This window comes from Bradyrhizobium sp. 160 (assembly GCF_023073735.1).
Classification (GTDB): Bacteria; Pseudomonadota; Alphaproteobacteria; order Rhizobiales; family Xanthobacteraceae; genus Bradyrhizobium.
In genome coordinates this window covers 42,980-61,528 of record NZ_JADPKD010000036.1, presented here as the reverse complement: position 1 = coordinate 61,528, position 18,549 = coordinate 42,980, and the positions used below count along the sequence as shown (strand labels likewise).

The following is an 18,549-nucleotide window of genomic DNA, read 5'->3' as shown; positions in this document are numbered from 1 at the left end:
CCGTGCCTTACTCGGGGATCTCTAGCAACTTCGCGGCACTTCGATAAAAATCCGTAAGATCGTCGAGCATGTGAAGGACCCCTGTGAATTGCCTGAAATTGTAATCCGGCCGAAGATCGCTGATGCGTCGACGCTCTGCGCTCGCTTCGTCTAGTCGTCCGGCTGCCGCAAGTGTCAGCGCCGACACTGCATGCGCATGAACATGATCGCCGGCATTTAGCCCAACAAGCTTGGCACATTGAGCTGCCTCTTGAACTTTGCCGAGACGAAGCAGCGCGAACGTCCGCACCCTATAGGTTCCAAACATCATCGGATCGAACGGGCTGAGACGAGCCGCGATATCCGCAGCAGCGATTGCGCTCTCGGGAGAGCCCGTCTGGCATTGCACAAATGCAAGAGAGTAGTGAGCGAAAGCGTAGTTTGGACTTAAATCGATGGATCGATTGAGGCCGTCGACGGCGCCCTCGTGGGAATACGCGAGCCATTTTGCCCGACCACCGGCGCAATGTGCCGCCGGGTCGCTGGGATCTGCCTGGAGCGCTTGCTCGGCAGTCTCCAATGCCAAAGCTATCTCGCGTTTTGATTCACGCACGTTCAGATGAAAGGCGTTATGAAAATGCGTGAAAGACAATCCCGCATAGCTTCTCGAGAAAGTTGGATCGCGGGCTATCGCTCTGTTGAAAAAGTGCTGAGCCTCGAGGTTACCGTCCCTCGTGAAGCGAGACATGCTGGCCAGGCCTCGATGGTATGCCTGCCATGCATCGAGCGAAGCTGGCGGCATGAGCAGCGCGCGGTTTCGTTCAATGACATGAATCTCCGCGTCAAGACCCGTTATGATGCGCGCGGCCAGCAAGGGAGGTACGGCGTAGGAGTCATCGGCATTGCAACTGAACTCGTCAACCCAGAAGATGCGATCGCTCTTGGGGTCGATCAATTCTACCGAAACAACATAGCCTTTTCCATCCCGTCGCAAATGGCCGGACGCCACGTATTCCGCATTCACCAGGGCGGCTGCCGTTCCTGGAGGCAAGCTGCGCAGTGAAAAAGCCGTTCCTCGGGCAAGAACGCTGAAGCTTCGCAATTTCGCAAAACCGAAAATGATGTCGCTGGTGATGCTGTCAGCGTCCGCAACACTTTCCGGTGCCGCCGTAAAAGGCAGCAACAGTAGAGTAGGTTTCCGCGTGTTCGCCGTTGGGGAGCTCGAAGGAGTATCAAAACGGGCGTTATCGATCAAGCTTACGACGGCAGACTTTGAGGTGAATCGTTGTGCTGCTGCGAAAGCTGCCTCAAGCGGTCCCGGATCGATGGCTTCAGTGCGAAAGCGCGCCACGGACAGGTCGATCTGGCGCTGAGCCTCCGCATAAAGACCGCGGCGGAGCAGCGTGCGAACGAGTTCGAGGTGAGCCGCTTCGTCGAACGGCGCCACTTCGATGCATTCTCGCAGGAATTCGATACGATCATCGCTCTCCGGCGGTAGGACCGAACTGAGCCGTTCGAGAAGCTGCTGGCGCATCTGACTGAAGCGGTGCCGCTGGCCGGCAAGCCAGTTTTCGATCGATGGAGCGCCATCTACTGAAAGACCTTCGAGGAAGTCACCCCTGAATAACGCTAATAGCGCCCGAAGCTCTCCGGGCGACGCATCTGCCAGAGACTTCTGCATCCGCAGCGTGACAGATTGGGCATCGACATCGAGCGAACCTATATCGATCCAAACCTGCTTGCGGTCGGCAACAATCCGCTTCTTCGTCGGCCGGTCCAGGAGGGAGCGTAGCTTGGAAAGGCACCAGCGCAACTCGCTGCGTGGGTCGTCCGCAACGTCCCAAAACAACTCGCACAGCTTTTCGCGGGCGACAGGGCGCGGCGACATTGCGAGATACCCAAGAAGGGCCCGGACTTTACGCGAAGGCGGCTGGTTCGAAGGGACACCATTGTGGATGACCTGAAGCGGTCCCAGCAACAGCACCCGATCCGTCAACTGACTCACCATTTCCATGATCACTCCAACGCTGGCTCCAACGAGGACCGCGTACAGCGGGGAGTAGGATATCTTCTGGCTGCCGAGCAATTTAACACACGCCAGCGATGCCAAGAAGAAGAAAGTTCCACGAGATCAGGCGCATGGCTCCAAAAGCATTCTTGGCCGGATACTCGGGCAAGCGGCTAACCTGCCGTGATCAAGTGTCCAGGATGCGCGGCGATGGCGAATAGAGAGACAGCCACGCCGGATAGGATGAACACCTTTTCCGATGGGGTATTCGCCGTGATCATCACGATTCTGGTGCTTGAACTACACCCTCCAAGGGAGGCCAGCTTTGGAGCATTGTTGGAACTATGGCCAACCGCAATCAGCTACACGATAAGCTACCTATTCATCGCAATCGTTTGGGTAAACCACCATCACCTATTGCGATTTCCCGATGCTGCAACACAACGCTTAATTTGGGGAAACTTTGCGCATCTGTTCGCCGTCTCGTTGATCCCGTTCGCCACCGCATGGATCGCGACCACTCGATTGAGCGCCGCCGCCGTCGCGTTCTATGCGGGCGATTTCTTTCTGGTCAATTTAACGTATCTGCTGCTGTGCCTCGAGGCCGTCGACAGGTCCGCGCCTCACAAGGTTGAGCCGGGAGTCCGATCGATGATGCGTATGCGCTCGTTTGCGACGCTGGCGGTGTTCGCCGCCGCAGGAATCGCAGCGCTTCGCTATCCGATCGCAGGCATGGTGCTGATCTGCCTTTGTCTATTCGTTTACCTGAGTCCAGCGCGAATAATAGGAGCGGCTGATGAGTCCGGTCAGATACAAGACAGTCGAAGTTAGCGGCATCAGGATTTTCTACCGCGAAGCGCGGAATGCGGGCGCGCCGAAGCTGCTTCTCTTGCACGGTTTTCCGACCGCAAGCCATATGTTCCGCGATCTGCTCCCGCTTGTTGCCGAAAGGTTCGACGTGATCGCGCCGGACCTTCCCGGCTTCGGCCAATCTGAGATGCCAGCGCGAGAGAAGTTTCTTTACACATTCGAGAACATCGCTCGGGTGATTGAGCGCTTTACGGAGATAGTCGAATTCGATCGCTTCGCTCTTTATGTTTTCGATTACGGTGCGCCGACCGGCTTTCGAATGGCCGTCCGTCATCCGGAGCGGATCACAGCGATCGTCTCACAGAACGGTAATGCTTACGAAGAGGGTCTCAGTGACGGGTGGACCCCGATCCGAGCGTACTGGGAGAATTCATCGCAAGCGAACCGGAGAGCGCTTCGCGCATTTCTCACACCCGAAACGACGGCCTGGCAGTACGCGCAGGGCGTACCCGATCCCACGATCGTATCGCCGGACGGCCGAAACCTTGACAACTACTACTTGGCTCGTCCCGGAGCAGATGAAATTCAGCTCGACCTTCTGGGCGACTATAAAAGCAATGTCGCGCTGTATCCCTCATTCCAACGATATTTCCGGACACATAAGCCGCCGTTTTTGGCGGTGTGGGGCAAGAACGATCCGTTCTTCCTCCCGTCTGGCGCCGAAGCGTTCAAGCGAGACATTCCGGACGCAAAGGTTCGCTTCTTCGACACCGGCCACTTCGCGCTGGAGACGCACTGCACTGAAATCGCGAAAGTCATCAACGATTTCTTGGGTGACCAAGCGGGACAACATAAAATGTCTCAGGGCCTCGAGCATTAGGAGAAACTCATGGGATTGTCCTGGCAACAAGGCCCGCTGTCACCGGGCGCGGTCGGCCGGTTCCTCCTGCCCGAACCATTGCCGAAGCGATTGCTTTATGTCGAGCGGCTGCGCCGGCGGATGCGGGTGCGTTTCGGCGGCGCCTGGGTCGGCGACAGCGAAAACGTGCTGCTCCTGTTCGAGCCGGCCCGTTACCCGGTCGCCTACTTCCCCGAGGCCGATATCGCGCCCCGCGTCCTCGAGCGCGCCGAGCAAGTCACCCAACACGCCGATCTCGGAGCAACCGCCTGGTACAACGTCCGCGCCGACGCGCAGCACGTTGCGGCGCGCGGGGCATGGCAGCACACCGGCCTGCCGGCCCACGCCAGCGATCTGCAGGGGCGCATCGCCTTCGCCTGGCGGGCGATGGATGCGTTCTACGAGGAAGACGAGCGGATCGTCGGTCACGCCGCCGATCCCTACCACCGCATCGACATTCGCCAGGCCTCGCGCAATCTCGTGGTCCGCCACGGCGACCGCGTCGTCGCTGACACCAAGCGGCCGCTGGTGCTCTACGAGTCCGGCTTTGCGCCGCGCTGGTACGTTCCGCGCGAGGACATCGACGAAGCGGCGCTCGCGCCGGTGAAGCTGCAGACCTTCTGCCCCTACAAGGGGCTGTGCAGCTACTTCTCCATCGGCGACACGCGTCAGGCGGCCTGGTCATATCCCGACCCCTATCCCGAGGTGCGCCGCATCGTCAACCTGGTCTCGTTCGAGCCTGACGTGGTCACGGTCCATCTCGACGGCGTTCAGCTGCGTCTCGAGCCGGGCCAGTCTGTGGTGCCGCACGGCCCCGACCGCAACCTCGATGTCGAAGAGTTCGCCCGCGCGTGAGCAGCCACGCGCAGCCCGTGCCGCGAGGCAGACCCATCTCAAGCGGAGCAGAACATGGCGCGACTGCTGTCGGTGAATGTCGGACTGCCGCGCGACATCGCGTGGAAGGGCCGTACGGTGCACACCGGGATCTGGAAGGATCCGGTGCAGGGCCGCTGCAAGGTCGGCCGGCTCAATGTCGCCGGTGACGGCCAGGGCGACCTCGCCGGTCATGGCGGCGAGATGCGCGCCGTGTTCGTCTACCAGATCGAATCCTATCGCCACTGGCAGGATCAGTTACAGCGGACCGACTTCGTCCACGGCCAGTTCGGCGAGAACTTCACGATCGAAGGCCTGCCGGACGACGCCGTATGCATCGGCGACCGCTACCGCATCGGCAGCGCGCAGTTCGAGGTCACGCAGCCACGCGTGACCTGTTATCGCGTAGGCATCCGGGTCGGCGAGCCGCGGATGCCGGCCCTGCTGACCTCGAGTGGACGGCCGGGCTTCTACTTCCGCGTCCTCGCCGAGGGCGAGGTCGGTGCCGGCGACGCGATCGTCAAGGTCGGCGAGGCGGAGGAGCGCATGACCGTCGCCGAGATCAACGCCCTGCTCTATTCGTCGGAGCATCCGCGCGACCGCCTCGAGCGCGCCTTGCGGATCGGAGCGCTTTCGCCGGGATGGCGCTGGTCGTTCGAGGCCTTGCTCAAGGGCCAGGCGACCGGCAGCGCAGGCGGTAATGCGGGGCTCGCGCCTGCGTCGGCCGCACATCCGGTCGCGCCAGGATTTCGCCGGCTCGCAATCGCCGCGATCGATCAGGAGTCCGCCGACGTGCTCTCGTTGTCGTTGCGCGATCCGGACGGCCGGCTGCTGCCGCCAGCACAGCCCGGTCAGTATGTCGTGCTGCGCCTGCGAGCGGCCGGCGATGGCCCGCCCCTGCTCCGCAGCTACTCGCTATCGGGTCCGCCTTCGACGGAGCGGCATCGGATCAGCGTGAAGATCGAGCCGAACGGAGCTGCGGGCGCCTATCTGCGCGACCATGTCCGAACAGGCGATATCATCGACGTTTCGACGCCACGCGGCAGCTTCCTGCTGCAACCCGGCGAGCGGCCCGTGGTGCTGCTCAGCGCGGGGATCGGCGCAACGCCGGTGCTGGCGATGCTGTCCGCGCTGGCGGAGGCGCGCTCGACACGGCGGATCCTGTGGCTGCATGCGGCGCGCGACAAGCAGCACCATCCCTTTGCCGCTGAAGTCCGCCGCCTGATTCGCGCGCTCCCGCAAGGCCGCCTCTATGTCTGCTACAGCCGGCCCGGCCCGCGTGACAGGATGGGCGAGGATTTTGACGCGGCCGGTCACCTGTCGCGATCGGCGTTCGATGCGGTAAGCATGCCGCGAGAGGCCGATGTCTACATCTGCGGGCCCAATCGCTTCATGACGGACATGAAAGTGGAGCTGACCGCCTATGGCGTGGCGCCGGAGCGCCAACGCATCGAAATCTTCAGTGGCGGCGAGTCGCTCAATCCAGGCATCGTCAGCGGAGCGTCCTCCGCGCCGCATCCGCCTGCCGACGATGCCGATACCGGCCCCATGGTCTCGTTCGCGCGCAGCGGCATCGCCGCGCACTGGAACGCTTCGGCCTATCAAAATATTCTGGATCTCGCCGAGGCTTGCGACGTACCGGTGCGCTGGTCGTGCCGGACCGGCGTCTGCCACAACTGCGAAAGCGGACTGATATCAGGCACGGTCGCCTATGAACTGCAGCCGCTCGACATGCCGCCGGAAGGCAACCTGCTCATCTGCTGCTCGCGGCCGACGGGCGACATCGTTATCGATCTATGATTTGGAAAGGTCAGGCGATGAGTACAAAAAATACTGAGGTCGTAAAGTACTCAGTTGAGGTCATCACATTACCTGTAAGCGATATTGATCGTGCGCTGCGATTCTACGTCGATCAGGTTGGCTTTGCGCTTGATGTCGATTATGCGCCGAGCGATTCTTTCCGCGTGGTGCAGCTCACACCGCCGGGCTCCGGCTGCTCGATCCAAATCGGTCAGGGACTGACCGATGCACTCCCCGGATCTCTACGCAATATCTACCTCGTGGTGACCGACCTCGAGACAGCGCGGAGGCGCCTGCTAGAACGCGGTGTCGCGGTCAGTGCAATTCGGCACAAGTCTCCCATTGACGCCTGGAACGGAGGTTTTGCGGCGGGGCTCGACCCTGCGCGCAGGGATTACGCAAGTTTCGCTGACTTCTCGGACGCAGATGGCAATCGCTGGGTGCTGCAGGAACGGGGCTACCGAAATTCGTAGGGAATTGTCGAGCCCCGAGCCAATCGCTGATAGCCCATCAGGACGCGCTGCCGAATGCCGACACGCCCTCATGGCCCTTCTGAGACATCCGGGACCGGCCGAACGACCGGCTTGCGCCGAGAGCTGCCTCCCTTCAACTGAGCCTTGGGCCCCAAGCTCCGACCTTTCTGCACGTTGCAATGCGCCACAGTACGCACCTGGCGAAAGCAAGATGAAAGTCTGACCGCGATCAGGTTAAATGAAAGTCACAACTTTGGAGAGTGCCCGGCTATGAAAGGAAGTGGAGGACTGCCCTCAACAAAACGTACGCCAAACCACGCGGTAGCAGCCGTTACCACTACTCCCACTCGATCGTTTAGCACGCCGGCTCGTCATTGATTTCTAAGAAGAAATTCTCAACTCCGACGGACCAATGCCGCCGGTATACCCGCTGCAAATTTTTGCTCTTGAATTCACAGGAAAAATTCATCGACCCGAAGCGCTGGCAATTCCGCTACCTATTGGGGTCTATCGACAGGATCGCCCCTCGCTTGCGTATCCAAGACTGATACAGGCTCACAGGCACGGAGATTTCAGATACCGTCAAAGACAGAAAGGTGCCCGTCCCGTTGCCGTCCGGCAGCAGTGGAGGAAAGCTCCGCGCCAGAAAACGCCCTCTTCTTGGTTCGGTGCGGGCTCAAGGCTGAATCTGGAGTCGCGGCGAACGCGAGTGTTCATTCAAGGTCTCTGAGCGCGCCCATCATCCGAGTTCACGCCAGGAACCGCGCAACACCTTCGCGGATACAAGCTATGATTTCGTCCTGCCGCTCCTCAAGACGGGAGACCGGCCCGCCGACACCGAGGACCAGATTGCGTCCAAAGTCGCGCTTTGGCAGCAGGACTGCAATCACACCCGCATCCTGGACGATGATGTGCTTTGAAAACATGTAGCCGTCGCGCCGGATGCCGTTAATTATCTTCATCAACGCTTTCAGTTCGAAGTGCTCTTCCGGCGGGCAAACGGCATTGATGCGGCGCAGGAGCCGTTCAATCTCGACGTCGGTATGACCACTGAGCAGCGTGCGTCCGATTCCGCTGATCGCAAGCGGCCGGACATCACCGGGTTTAACTTCGAAGCGCAGGCGCTTGCTGGTTTGCAGGGCGTGAATGTACTGAGCATGCAGATCAGATTGTGTGCTGATGCTTACAAGCTCGTCGAGCTTCCCATGAACGAAATCAACCAAGGCAAGGATGGCGCTGTCGCCGAAGAGCCCGGTGTCCAGCCATCGGCCCATCTGCGCAATGCGCATCGTCGGCATATAGGTGCGATTGTAGCTGTCGTAGAACAGGTATCCGAGCATCGCCATGCTTTTAAGCAAGGCCGCGGCACTGGACGTCGGATAGTCGCACTTCGTCGCGACTTCCTTGAGTGAGATCGGGCGCTTCACATCCTCGAAGTACTCGAGGACTTCGAAGATCCGCTTGGCCGACTTGATGCTGGAATCCATCACTTTCACGTATGTGGAAAACTTTCCCCGCTCTGGGACGGCTCCTCGATAAAGCGGTCCCCGAGCGTTGCGCAGCACTACCAATTCTCCGGCCTCATTCGCAACCACTTTTCCATATCTATGGAAATAGAACTACATATATGTAATGGATGGACTCTGAGCCGCGCCGCTCCTAGTGTTCGTCCCGGTCGACAAGGCCTCGGCGTCATAGCCGCTCAAAAAACACAACGTCCCACCCACCGGTGGGCGCAGGGAGAACGTCATGGAGTCGGGAATCGAATGCTGCGATCGACTGATGTCGATCGGCCGCTGCGCGGGCGTCCCGTCGCCAAGTTGAACCTCCTCGCGACCATTCTCCTCGATGCCGACCGTTGCATTCACGTCGGTGACGCTGACCGGGCCACGCCGGCAACATTAGGACCGAACAGGGATTTGCTTGCATGGACTACAGATTGCCTGAAGGCAGCTGCGATTGTCATTTTCACATCTACGGCCCCTTCGATCGCTTTCCGCAGGGAGACGAGGGACGATTTACCGCCGCGAAGCCGTTCACCATCGAAGACGCCTTTGCCATTTGGGACAAGCTCGGCATTACGCGTGGTGTCATTGTCCATGCGGTCGGCTCGGGAGACGACAACGCCGTCACTTACGACGCGCTGCGTCGCTACCCCGACAGGCTTCGCGCCGTCGCGATCCTGCGGCCTGACGTCTCGGATCGGCGGCTCGATGAACTCACCGACGCCGGCTTCAAGGCGGTGCGCGTGACCATGATCCGGCAGGACGGCAAGCCAGTCTCGACGCTCGGCACCAGCTACGACGATCTGGTCAAGCTCGCCCCTCGCATCGCGGAGCGCGGCTGGCACGCCCAGCTCTGGATCGAGAGCTCGGATCTGGCCGCCGCCGCGGCCGAACTCGAGAAGCTGCCACTCGACTACGTGATCGACCACATGTCACGGACGATGGCTGACAAGGGCCACGAGCACCCGGATTTCCGGGCCTTCACCGACCGGCTGAAGACCAGGCGTTACTGGACCAAGATATCCGGTGCCGACCGCAACACGCGCATCGGCCGTCCCTATGCGGACACGGCGCCCTTCATGCGCGCCATCGTTCAGGCGGGGCCCGACCAGGTCGCGTGGGGCAGCGATTGGCCCCATGTCGGCCACAGCGCCGAGACGATGCCCGACCTCCAGGACCTGCTTCGTCTGTTGCACGAATGCGTACCTGATGAGGCCACCCGCCGAAAGATCCTGATCGTCAATCCGGCGCGGCTCTACAATTTCTGACAGGACCGGGGACACTTTGGACAATAACAAAACATTGCCGCTCGACGGCGTGATCGTCATCGACCTCGGCCAGGTGTATCAGGGTCCGTATGCCGGCTTCCTGATGGCGCAGGCCGGTGCGACCGTGATCAAGGTCGAGCCGCCGAACGGCGAGCCGGTGCGTCATCGCGCCCGCATCAGCAAGGGCAACGCCGTCCCCTTCGCGATGCTGAACGCCAACAAGCGCAACATCAGCCTGAACCTGAAGTCGCCTGATGGAGTCAGGGTCCTGAAGGAGCTCGCGGCGAAGGCCGATGTGCTGATTGAGAACTACGCGCCGGGCGTGCTCGATCGATTGGGCATCGGCTATGCCGAGCTCAGCGCGATCAATCCGCGGCTGATCTACGGCTCGGCGACCGGCTACGGCCTGTCGGGTCCGAGCCGCGACAATCTGGCGATGGACCTGACGGTGCAGGCCGTCTCGGGTATCATGAGCGTGACGGGCTTTTCCGATGGTCCGCCGGTCAAGGCCGGCCCGGCTATCACCGACTTCATCAGCGGCGTACATCTTTACGCGGGCATCCTCACCGCGCTCTACGACCGTGAGAAGAGCGGCCGCGGCCGGCTGGTCGAGATCGCGATGGTCGAGACCGTCTATCCGGCAATGGCCTCGAATCTGGCCGATGTCTTCAATCGCAAGGCGGCGGCTCCCCGCACGGGCAACCGTCACGGCGGACTGGCCGAGGCGCCTTATAATGTCTACCCCGCATCCGACGGCTACGTCGCCATCATCAGCGTCAACGAATCCCATTGGACTGGACTGACGCGCGCGATGGGGCGGCCGGAACTGGCCGACGACGTGCGCTTCAAGACGGTGCTTGACCGTTTGAAGCACATCGACCTGACCGACCAGATGGTGTCCGACTGGTCCTCGCAGCTCACGCGCGACGAGATCACCGAGCTCTGCCGCGCCAACCGGGTTCCTTGCGCCGCGGTTCGCGACCTGCGCGAGGTGACCGAAGACAAGCATCTCCACGCCCGCGGCATGCTGCGCGAGATCGCCCACCCCGAATACGGCGACATCCTCGTTCATCGCAGTCCACTAGTGCTGCATGATACAGCGGCGCCGGACTACATCCCGTCCGCGCGTCTCGGTCAGCACAATGGCGAAGTGCTGTCGCAATATCTCGGCCTGTCCGACGGCGAGATCGATGCGCTCCGCCGCGCCGGCGCCATCGCACAAGCATGACGAACATCGAGGGGCGAATGTCTCGGTCCGCGAATTCAGGGGGAGATCACAATGGTCAAGCTGTTTGAAAGCATCGCATTCCGTGGCGTCGAGCTGAGCAACCGCATCGTCGTCTCGCCGATGGGGATGTATTCGGCCGTGAACGGTTACGTCACGCCGTTCCATCTGGTTCACTACGGCAAGTTCGCCCAAGGCGGCGCCGGTCTCGTCTTCGTAGAGCAGACATCGGTCAGCCGGAAGGGGCGCATCACCAACGGCGATCCCGGATTATGGGAAGACGGCCAGATCGACGGCATGCGCCAGATCGTTCATGTCATCAAATCCGGAGGCTCAAAAGCCGCGATCCAGATCAATCACGGCGGACGCAAATCCAGCCAGCAGCGCGCGTTCCGGGGCAACAGCCATCTGACCGACCGCGATATCGAGATGGGCGAGGAAACCTGGGTGCCCACGGGCCCGTCGGATGTCGCGTTCTCCGATGGTTTTCAGACCCCTATTCCTCTCAGCAAGCAAGGTCTCGAGGGCGTGCGCGATGCCTTCGTCGCGACCGCGCGGCGCGCGGTGCTCGCGGGTTTCGACGTCATCGAACTTCATATGGCGCACGGCTACCTGCTGCAATCGTTCCTGTCGCCGCTCGCCAATTTCCGCAACGATGAATATGGTGGCAAGCTCGAAAATCGGATGCGTTTTCCGCTCGAAGTGACGCGCGCCGTAAGGGCTGCGCTTCCTTCATCCACGCCGTTGTTCGTGCGCATATCCGCGACAGACTGGATCGACGGCGGTTGGGAGATCGAGGACAGCGTTGTCTTCTCCCGCGAATTGAAAAAGCTGGGCGTCGATCTGGTCGACTGTTCGACGGGCGGCAATCTGCGCGCCGGATCGACCAATGCCAATCTCGGCCGCGGTCCCGGCTACCAGGTACCCTTTGCCGAACGCATTCGCCGTGACGCCGACATTGCGACCGGCGCCGTCGGCATGATCCGGACCCCTGACTTCGCCGAGAAAGTCCTGCAGGACGGGCGGGCCGATCTCATCTTCCTCGCCCGCCAGATGCTCTACGATCCGTTCTGGGCTCTCCACGCCGCAGAGCATTTCGGGTTGACCGGCAATTTCGAAAAATGGCCCGAGCAATATGGCTGGTGGCTGGCGAAATGGGGCGGCGCCCTTCGAGCAAATGGCGAAAGCCTGGACGCGGTGGAGCGATACCGCGAGGCGGCCGAATAAGACCTCGCTCGCGCGGATCTCGTCGCGATCGAAGTTCAAGAAACAGACATTTCCAAAGGGAGTGAAGAAATGAAAAGTGCGCTGGCAGCATCGATGGTTTTCCTGAGCCTTGCTTCGGCTCACGCGCAGGCGCCTGCATCGAAGCCGGTCAAGCTCGGCGTGCTCAACGATCAATCGGGGCAATATGCGGATGCCGCCGGGCCTGCGGCGGTCGAAGTCGCCAAAATGGCGATCGCCGATTTTGGCGGCAAGCTGCTTGGTCAGCCGATCGAGCTCACCTTCGCCGATCACCAGAACAAGACCGATATCGCCTCGGGAATCGCGCGGCGTTGGATCGATACGGAAAACGTCGACGTAATTCTCGACATCGGCAACTCCGCGGTCGCGCTGGCCCTGGCGGACCTCGTCCGCGACAAGAACAAGATGATGATTGTGTCGTCGGCGGGCGCTTCGACGATCACCAACGAAAAGTGCTCTCCCAACACTTTCCAGTGGACATACAATACCAACACGCTGGCGCGCAGCACAGCGAAGGCTTTGATGAACCAAGGCGGTAACGAATGGTTCTTCCTGACGGCCGATTATGCCTTCGGTCATGCGTTCGAAACGGATGCTTCGGCTGTGGTCAAAGCGAACGGCGGCAAGGTCGTCGGCTCGGTGCGCCACCCCTTCAACACCAGCGACTTCTCCTCCTTCCTGCTGCAGGCCCAGAGCTCCGGCGCCAATGTGCTGGCGCTCGCCAATGCCAGCGGTGATACCTCCAACTCGCTGATGCAGGCTCACGAATTCGGCTTGCTCGGTCTCAAGAGCAAGATGAAAGTTGCGGCGCTGCTGTTTCAGATCACCGACGCCAAGTCGGTCGGCCTGAAGAACATGCAGGGTCTGTACACGTCGGAAGCCTTCTACTGGGATCGCAACGATGCCTCGCGCGCGTTCGGGAAGCGGTTCTTCGACAAGGTCGGCCGCATGCCGACCATGGTTCAGGCCGGCATGTACTCGGCGACCATGCACTACCTGAAGGCTGTCCAGGCGGCCGACACGCTCGACACCGCTGCGGTACTAGCAAAATTCCGCTCAATGCCCGTGAACGACTTCTTCTCGGAGAAGGGCTATGTGCGCGAAGACGGCATGCACATCCACGACTACTATCTGCTGCGGGCAAAGACGGTGGAGCAGTCCAAGACGCCGTGGGATTTCTATGACGTCGTCGCAACCGTCCCGGCCGAAGACGCCAACATTCCGCGCGAACAAAGCAAGTGTTCGCTGATGAAGAAGTCGTGATCGCCAGGTATTGTGAGAAAGCCGGGCGGCGGACGCAGTGCTGCCGCCTGGCGCTCGCGGATGTCGTCAACGTGCGTCCCTTTTCACATCCATGGAAATGCTGCGCCGTCAGTGACACGCATTGGCACGCGAACACCGGCCCCCTAATCTTCCCCGCAACAAACAAGGGAGTCCGGGATGAACGAAACGCTGCTGTTCTCGCCGCTACGCATTCGGGACGTCGCATTCAAGAACCGGATCGTGGTCCCGCCGATGCTGCAATACGTTGCGGAGCGCGGCTTTCCGACCGCCTGGCATATCGCCAACGCGGGCAAGTTCGCCGCAGGCGGCGCCGGCATGGTGATCGTGGAGTCGACCAAGGTCGAGCGCCGCGGCTGCGGAACGGTCGGAGACCTCGGCATCTGGGATGACAAGTTCATCGCTCCGCTCCGTGACATCGCGAGCTTCATCAAGTCGAACGGCGCCACAGCCGGCATCCAGCTCGGTCATACCGGCCGGAAAGGAAAGGCCCGGCGGCCCTGGGAGGGAGATGGCACCCTCTCCGCCCGGGACCTTGCTGACGTCGATGACGTTGACGGCTGGGACCTGATCGGTCCGAGCGCGCTTGCGTTCGGCAACGGCTATTTCACGCCCCGCGCGCTGGAGCGCAGCGAAATTCCCGATGCGATCGACGCCTGGGGCAAGGCGGCCGCGCGCGCCGATCGGGCCGGCTTCGACGTCGTCGAGCTGCACGCCGCCCATGGTTATCTGATCCATTCGTTCCTCTCGCCCGAAGCGAACCAGCGCACGGACGATTATGGCGGCAGCGAAGCCAACCGCATGAGGTTTGCCATCGAGGTCGCCGAGTCCGTGCGCGCCAACTGGCCGGCGTCGAAGCCGTTGTTCGTCCGCCTGTCGATAGAGGACGAGGCCGGCTGGGGTCCGGCGGAGAACGCCAGGCTAGTGCGCATCCTCAAGACGAAGGGCGTCGATGTCATCGACTGCAGCACCGGCGGGCTCAACAGCAAGGTCCCCAACTTCTTCCGCCTCAACGAGTACGGCTATCAGGTCCAGTTCGCGGACTATATCCGCCGCGAAGCCGATATCATGACCATGGCAGTCGGTCTCATCATTCACGGCGACCAGGCCGAAGCGATCCTTCAGGACACGAAGGCCGACCTCGTCGCCGTCGGCCGCGAGTTCATCCACAACCCGAACTGGGCGATGGATGCGGCGCAGAAACTCGGCGTCGACCCGACTTTCAGCGCGGTCCCGCCGCAAATGGGTTACTGGCTCGAAAAGCGGGCCCGCCGCGGCTTTGGCGGAAATCACTCCACATGGCAGAAAGGCATCGCGGCGGATAGCTGATAACCGCCGGGGGTGGTTGCGCAGCGACATTGCCTGTGCTGATTGCTTGCGGAGCGTGCTGCGGCTCGCCTCGTGAACATCCAGCAATGCGAGCCATCACCAGACATGTCGTACCAAGATTTGATCAAGCAGACCGAGGCCCGGCGGCCAGCGGCTTGGGAGTTGCTCGGCGTCGGCGCTGTCGCCTACGATCAGACACGCGATCGCGTCGTGATCGAATGGCATGCCGAGCCGCGGCATTGTCATTCCACTGAAGGCCATCCCAAGGGTGGCATCGTGCAAGGTGGAATCGTCACGGGCTGGCTCGATGCGGCCATGGCGACCGCCAGCTTGCTGCGCGGTGAATACCTGATCACGGTCGCGAGCCTGGAGATCAAGGTCGCATTCCTGCTTCCGGCGCATCCCGGCCTGTACCGCACCCATGGCAAGGTCGTTCGGCAGGGCCGCAGCATCGGCTTCATTGATTTCAAAATTCGTGGCATCCTCCGTTCCTTCGGTCTTTTGCTTGTCGTCTCCGGTCGCCATTGTCACACCTCATCGTCTCTAGGAGACAGTGATCGTCTCCAATTCGCTATTGCCGTCGAAGTCTTCCACGTAGACGAGTCCGGCGGTGAGATACTGGGAGTACATCCGCTCGAGAGGGATTGGCGTGTCGCTATGCCCGTTGGCGCTCTCGAAGCGGCGTCTGATCTCACCAATGCTCAATCCGCTAGCGGAGAGCTCCCAAATCAGAGCAGCTGTATCGCTCAACTCAGCACGCACGCGGTCTTTCGAAACCAAATAGTACCGGTTCCTGTCGTCCCTCAGGATACGAGCGGATCTGTCAGTCGGCTTCAGAATAGTTGCATCATTCAGTGCAAAGTCCTCAACCTCCTCTCTGAAATTTACTCCAGGCGCTCGGTAGACGAATTGTTGAAGCAACTCGGAACGCAGGGACTTCTCCTGGACCGGGAGGTCACTGGTCCATCGGATAGAGATATCAGCTAGAGCATCCGCGAAATGAGAAAGCCCGCTGGGCAACCGTGGCTTAAATGGCTGGAGCGTGATCCCAAACTCGGAAGGAGACGTAAACATCCGAGCATACGGTTCCACCCGTATGATTGATCCAGCATCTATGCTTAGTCGGGACAGCGCCTCATGACCGAGTTCATCTTGAACTTGCTGAGTCAGTTGGTGGCAGAAGCGCACCGACTCCATGAAGTGCTCCTGCGTCTCTCCAGGGAAGCCGCACAAGACCGTAATGTCTGCGTGGAGACCAACGGCCAACGTATCAAGTATGACCTGCCGAATTTCCGCTACGTCCGTGCCCTTCTCAGTTCGGTCAATTAACGCCTGGCTAGCGGTCTCCATCCCAAAATAGAGAATGCGAAAACCTGCTTTTGCTATCTTCTCGAGCAGGTGCCGGGGCAGTTTTGTCGGCCGAAAGTATGCCCATGCAAATTGTACATTGAGAGGCGCAACTTTCTCACAAAACTCCTCGATCCATCGAGGGCTGCCATTTAGGAGGCTATCACAAAACTGGAAAAGGCGAACGCCCCAGGTCTCGCTGAGTTCGGCGATCTCAGCAACGACAGCGTCCACCTTCCGAAGTCTATAGCGCTGCCAGTAACTTTGCTCGGCACAGAACGTGCATCTCTTTACGCACCCCCGCGTCGAGGCCACGGGCAGAGCAACGCCGTACCAGCGCGAGGTCAAATTGGGATTGGACCGATAGTGCGTAACATGGTGGCCAGGCAGGGGGAGCCCGTCGAAGTCTGGCGTCCGTAACTCGTCAAGATTGAGCAGTGGTAAGGGAGCGTTTCGCTGAAACACGTTATTCACAAGACAGCTGACGCCGGGAACATCCTTCGGTAGTTCTCCCGACATCAGTACCCTTGCCAGTACGGACGCTATTGCTTCCCCCTCGCCGGTCGCGCAACAATCTACGCATTGAAATCGCAGCACGAAGTGTTGTGTTTGCGCCAGTCCTACCCCTGGACCGCCGAAGGCAATCCCTATAGTCGGATCAATCCGCTTTAATGCTCTCGCGAGCAAAAGGCTGGGTAGCAGATTGCTTGCGTAAACAGAGAACATTGCGACGCGGATAGTGCACCTCGCGATGACAGCAGCCCATTTTGATAGGAACTCCTCAAGGCGAGCGACGATTTCGAGATCGCCGCGGAGAGTTTCCTTGTCGGCATCGGTATAATGCTCGGGAAACAGCGACATTAGCGTCAACTGAGGTCGCACGACAAATTGTACGTGCTGAACGTCGTCGCGGTGGCCGATGTTGTATACGGCATAGAATGCGCGGAACATCGCCGCATCATACCGCATCAGAGCAAAATCGAGGTCATATGTGCTCGTCTTGAAACCTGCGCCACGCAAGACGGTCTGAAGCGACGCAAGTGCGAGAGGCGGGGTACCTAGGGTGAAGGTCGGACAGAGGATCAGGGCAACATCTGTCCTTGCTAGCGGGCGGCCGAGGGTTGTGTCGAGCATACCGCATCCCTTGCCTTAATGAGAGTTGAGCCGTCTCAGGGCAAGGATCGGCCGTTTCATTGGTCCGACGCCCCCCAGCCGATGAGTGAGGTCCCAGCCGTCCCACCAATCAAGAAACTCATACTGACCTGAGCGTTCGACCAAAAGCCGAAACTCCTGAGGGTAGAACAGCTGGAAGTGATCTATGGAGCGGTACTGAGTTCTCTGTCCCCGTTCGTTCATTGCGACGAAAAGCTCATAGTCGACCGTCTGGCGGGCGACGTCAAATTGGCGGGGCCCCGTCATAACTGACAACCTACGCGCGCCCACATGCAATTCGTAGCAGTGAGACTCCATCGGATCGGTTCGAGGGCACTGAATACAAGAATCAAAAACGACAAGGCCGCCCGGTACGAGCGCGCGCGCAACCGAGTTCAGAATAGCGAGCGCGTCGTCGGCATCGCCTGCAAGGAAGGAGCCGGCAATGATGACAACTGCTTGGACCGGCAGCGGCAGCGAAAAATGACGCATATCTGCAAGAATGAACTGAGCCGCACTTCCGAGTGCAGCGTGCTTTCGTCGACAGTATTCCAGCATTGAGGAACAGATATCGAGTCCAATGTAGTTGTATTCGCGGATTACAAACTCTCCAGCGTTGGGTGCCGGACCGCAGCCGAGTTCCAAAACACTCCGGACCGGTATCAACGCAAATTTTTGGAATAGGCGGTGCAAGCCATCAGGCTCTTCCTGCAGGTTCCGGAAGGAGCAGCAGGCAAGATCGTAAACGTCCGGATGCTCGTAGAGGTCTTCGGCCATTGACCGCTGTCCTCCCATCCCTAAAGCCGGTCTAGCGCCCCCATGCAATGGGGCCCCCGAGTTGCGGTACTCTACCGCGGTTTCGGCCGCTCGACCAGCGCCGGATGGCGGTGTCTGCCTCTTGGCAGACCGAGCTCCGAGGAGAAGCGCTTTGGCGAGTAGATCTTACAAGGCGTCTCATAGCAGAATGTCGGCCGCTGCGGGGATTGGGTCAAAACTCCCCTCCGCTACCGCCCCCTTGAACGTGAGCTCTCAAGCGCGCGCGCAACTGCGGCCGCGCTTTCCTTGAGTCTGGAATTTCCTTGCAGCTACAATGACATAGGAGTTCTCAGTTTCATTCTGTCCGGCGCGCCACTTCCGAAAAAACTGAGCACTCCCTCTGTCGTAGCCGCGCCGCCCATCACTTCCAGAACCGATTTCCGGCCAATGATCCGGATTTTCGCGTCATCCACTTGGACCTGATCCCATAACGGAGCGGATATAGGCCCGACGCAAAGGAGACGGATCGTGAGGGCGGCAAGCCGTTCCTGTACTCGCATTTCGATTGGCCTTTGTAGTGAAGCAACGAAAAGCCGAGCG

The 18,549-nt window shown here is 60.3% G+C and carries 14 protein-coding genes and 1 pseudogene; 11 read left to right on the top strand and 4 right to left on the bottom strand.

Translation table 11 applies throughout. The features are described from left to right. Positions 1–7: 7 nt before the first annotated feature. Positions 8–1,993: a BTAD domain-containing putative transcriptional regulator gene (locus IVA98_RS16420; RefSeq protein ID WP_247355214.1), complete on the bottom strand. Its 1,986-nt coding sequence runs from the start codon at positions 1,991–1,993 to the stop codon at positions 8–10. A gap of 237 nt (positions 1,994–2,230) precedes the next feature. Here IVA98_RS16420 and IVA98_RS16415 point away from each other — a divergent pair, with 237 nt between their 5' ends. Genes IVA98_RS16415 through IVA98_RS16395 form a run of 5 tightly spaced genes read left to right on the top strand, consistent with a single transcriptional unit; the run spans position 2,231 to position 6,841 of the window. Continuing rightward, complete coding sequence (locus IVA98_RS16415) at positions 2,231–2,818, top strand: TMEM175 family protein (protein ID WP_247355213.1); 588 nt, start codon at positions 2,231–2,233, stop codon at positions 2,816–2,818. Then, positions 2,784–3,677, top strand: a complete 894-nt coding sequence (locus tag IVA98_RS16410) for an alpha/beta fold hydrolase (RefSeq protein ID WP_247355212.1) — start codon at positions 2,784–2,786, stop codon at positions 3,675–3,677. The genes IVA98_RS16415 and IVA98_RS16410 overlap by 35 nt, the downstream gene beginning before the upstream one ends. Before the next feature lie 9 nt (positions 3,678–3,686). Continuing rightward, positions 3,687–4,550 carry a DUF427 domain-containing protein gene (locus IVA98_RS16405; protein WP_247355211.1) on the top strand — a complete coding sequence of 288 codons (864 nt, stop codon included), beginning with the start codon at positions 3,687–3,689 and terminating at the stop codon, positions 4,548–4,550. A gap of 54 nt (positions 4,551–4,604) precedes the next feature. Further along, positions 4,605–6,368 (top strand): MOSC and FAD-binding oxidoreductase domain-containing protein, encoded by a 1,764-nt coding sequence (locus IVA98_RS16400; protein ID WP_247355210.1) that lies wholly within the window; start codon positions 4,605–4,607, stop codon positions 6,366–6,368. A gap of 17 nt (positions 6,369–6,385) precedes the next feature. Continuing rightward, entirely contained in the window at positions 6,386–6,841 is a 456-nt protein-coding gene (locus IVA98_RS16395) for a VOC family protein (protein WP_247335928.1), read from the top strand. A gap of 749 nt (positions 6,842–7,590) precedes the next feature. On the opposite strand, the gene IVA98_RS16390 is transcribed toward IVA98_RS16395, so the two are convergent. Then, a complete protein-coding gene (locus IVA98_RS16390) occupies positions 7,591–8,328 on the bottom strand; it encodes an IclR family transcriptional regulator (protein ID WP_247335925.1) in 738 nt (245 codons plus the stop codon). Positions 8,329–8,768: 440 nt separating this feature from the next. On the opposite strand from IVA98_RS16390, the gene IVA98_RS16385 reads away from it, so the two are divergent. The 6 genes and pseudogenes from IVA98_RS16385 to IVA98_RS37665 all read left to right on the top strand — a co-directional run. Continuing rightward, positions 8,769–9,614, top strand: coding sequence for an amidohydrolase family protein (locus IVA98_RS16385; protein ID WP_247355209.1), 846 nt, complete (start codon positions 8,769–8,771; stop codon positions 9,612–9,614). A gap of 16 nt (positions 9,615–9,630) precedes the next feature. Beyond that, the gene (locus IVA98_RS16380; RefSeq protein ID WP_247355208.1) at positions 9,631–10,842 is read left to right on the top strand and encodes a CaiB/BaiF CoA transferase family protein; all 1,212 of its coding nucleotides are present in this window, start codon (positions 9,631–9,633) and stop codon (positions 10,840–10,842) included. A 51-nt stretch (positions 10,843–10,893) separates the two neighbouring features. Next, the gene (locus IVA98_RS16375) at positions 10,894–12,066 is read left to right on the top strand and encodes an NADH:flavin oxidoreductase/NADH oxidase (protein WP_247335916.1); all 1,173 of its coding nucleotides are present in this window, start codon (positions 10,894–10,896) and stop codon (positions 12,064–12,066) included. A gap of 69 nt (positions 12,067–12,135) precedes the next feature. Further along, a complete protein-coding gene (locus tag IVA98_RS16370; RefSeq protein WP_247355207.1) occupies positions 12,136–13,347 on the top strand; it encodes an ABC transporter substrate-binding protein in 1,212 nt (403 codons plus the stop codon). A gap of 177 nt (positions 13,348–13,524) precedes the next feature. Then, the gene (locus tag IVA98_RS16365) at positions 13,525–14,694 is read left to right on the top strand and encodes an NADH:flavin oxidoreductase/NADH oxidase (protein ID WP_247355206.1); all 1,170 of its coding nucleotides are present in this window, start codon (positions 13,525–13,527) and stop codon (positions 14,692–14,694) included. Between the two features lie 105 nt (positions 14,695–14,799). Beyond that, positions 14,800–15,111: pseudogene (locus tag IVA98_RS37665) on the top strand (hotdog family protein); the annotation flags it as partial. A gap of 126 nt (positions 15,112–15,237) precedes the next feature. On the opposite strand, the gene IVA98_RS16355 reads toward IVA98_RS37665, so the two are convergent. Together IVA98_RS16355 and IVA98_RS16350 are read right to left on the bottom strand one after the other, a co-directional pair. Beyond that, a complete protein-coding gene (locus IVA98_RS16355) occupies positions 15,238–17,175 on the bottom strand; it encodes a B12-binding domain-containing radical SAM protein (RefSeq protein WP_247355204.1) in 1,938 nt (645 codons plus the stop codon). A 15-nt stretch (positions 17,176–17,190) separates the two neighbouring features. Then, positions 17,191–17,970, bottom strand: a complete 780-nt coding sequence (locus IVA98_RS16350; RefSeq protein WP_247355203.1) for a class I SAM-dependent methyltransferase — start codon at positions 17,968–17,970, stop codon at positions 17,191–17,193. Positions 17,971–18,549 lie beyond the last annotated feature (579 nt).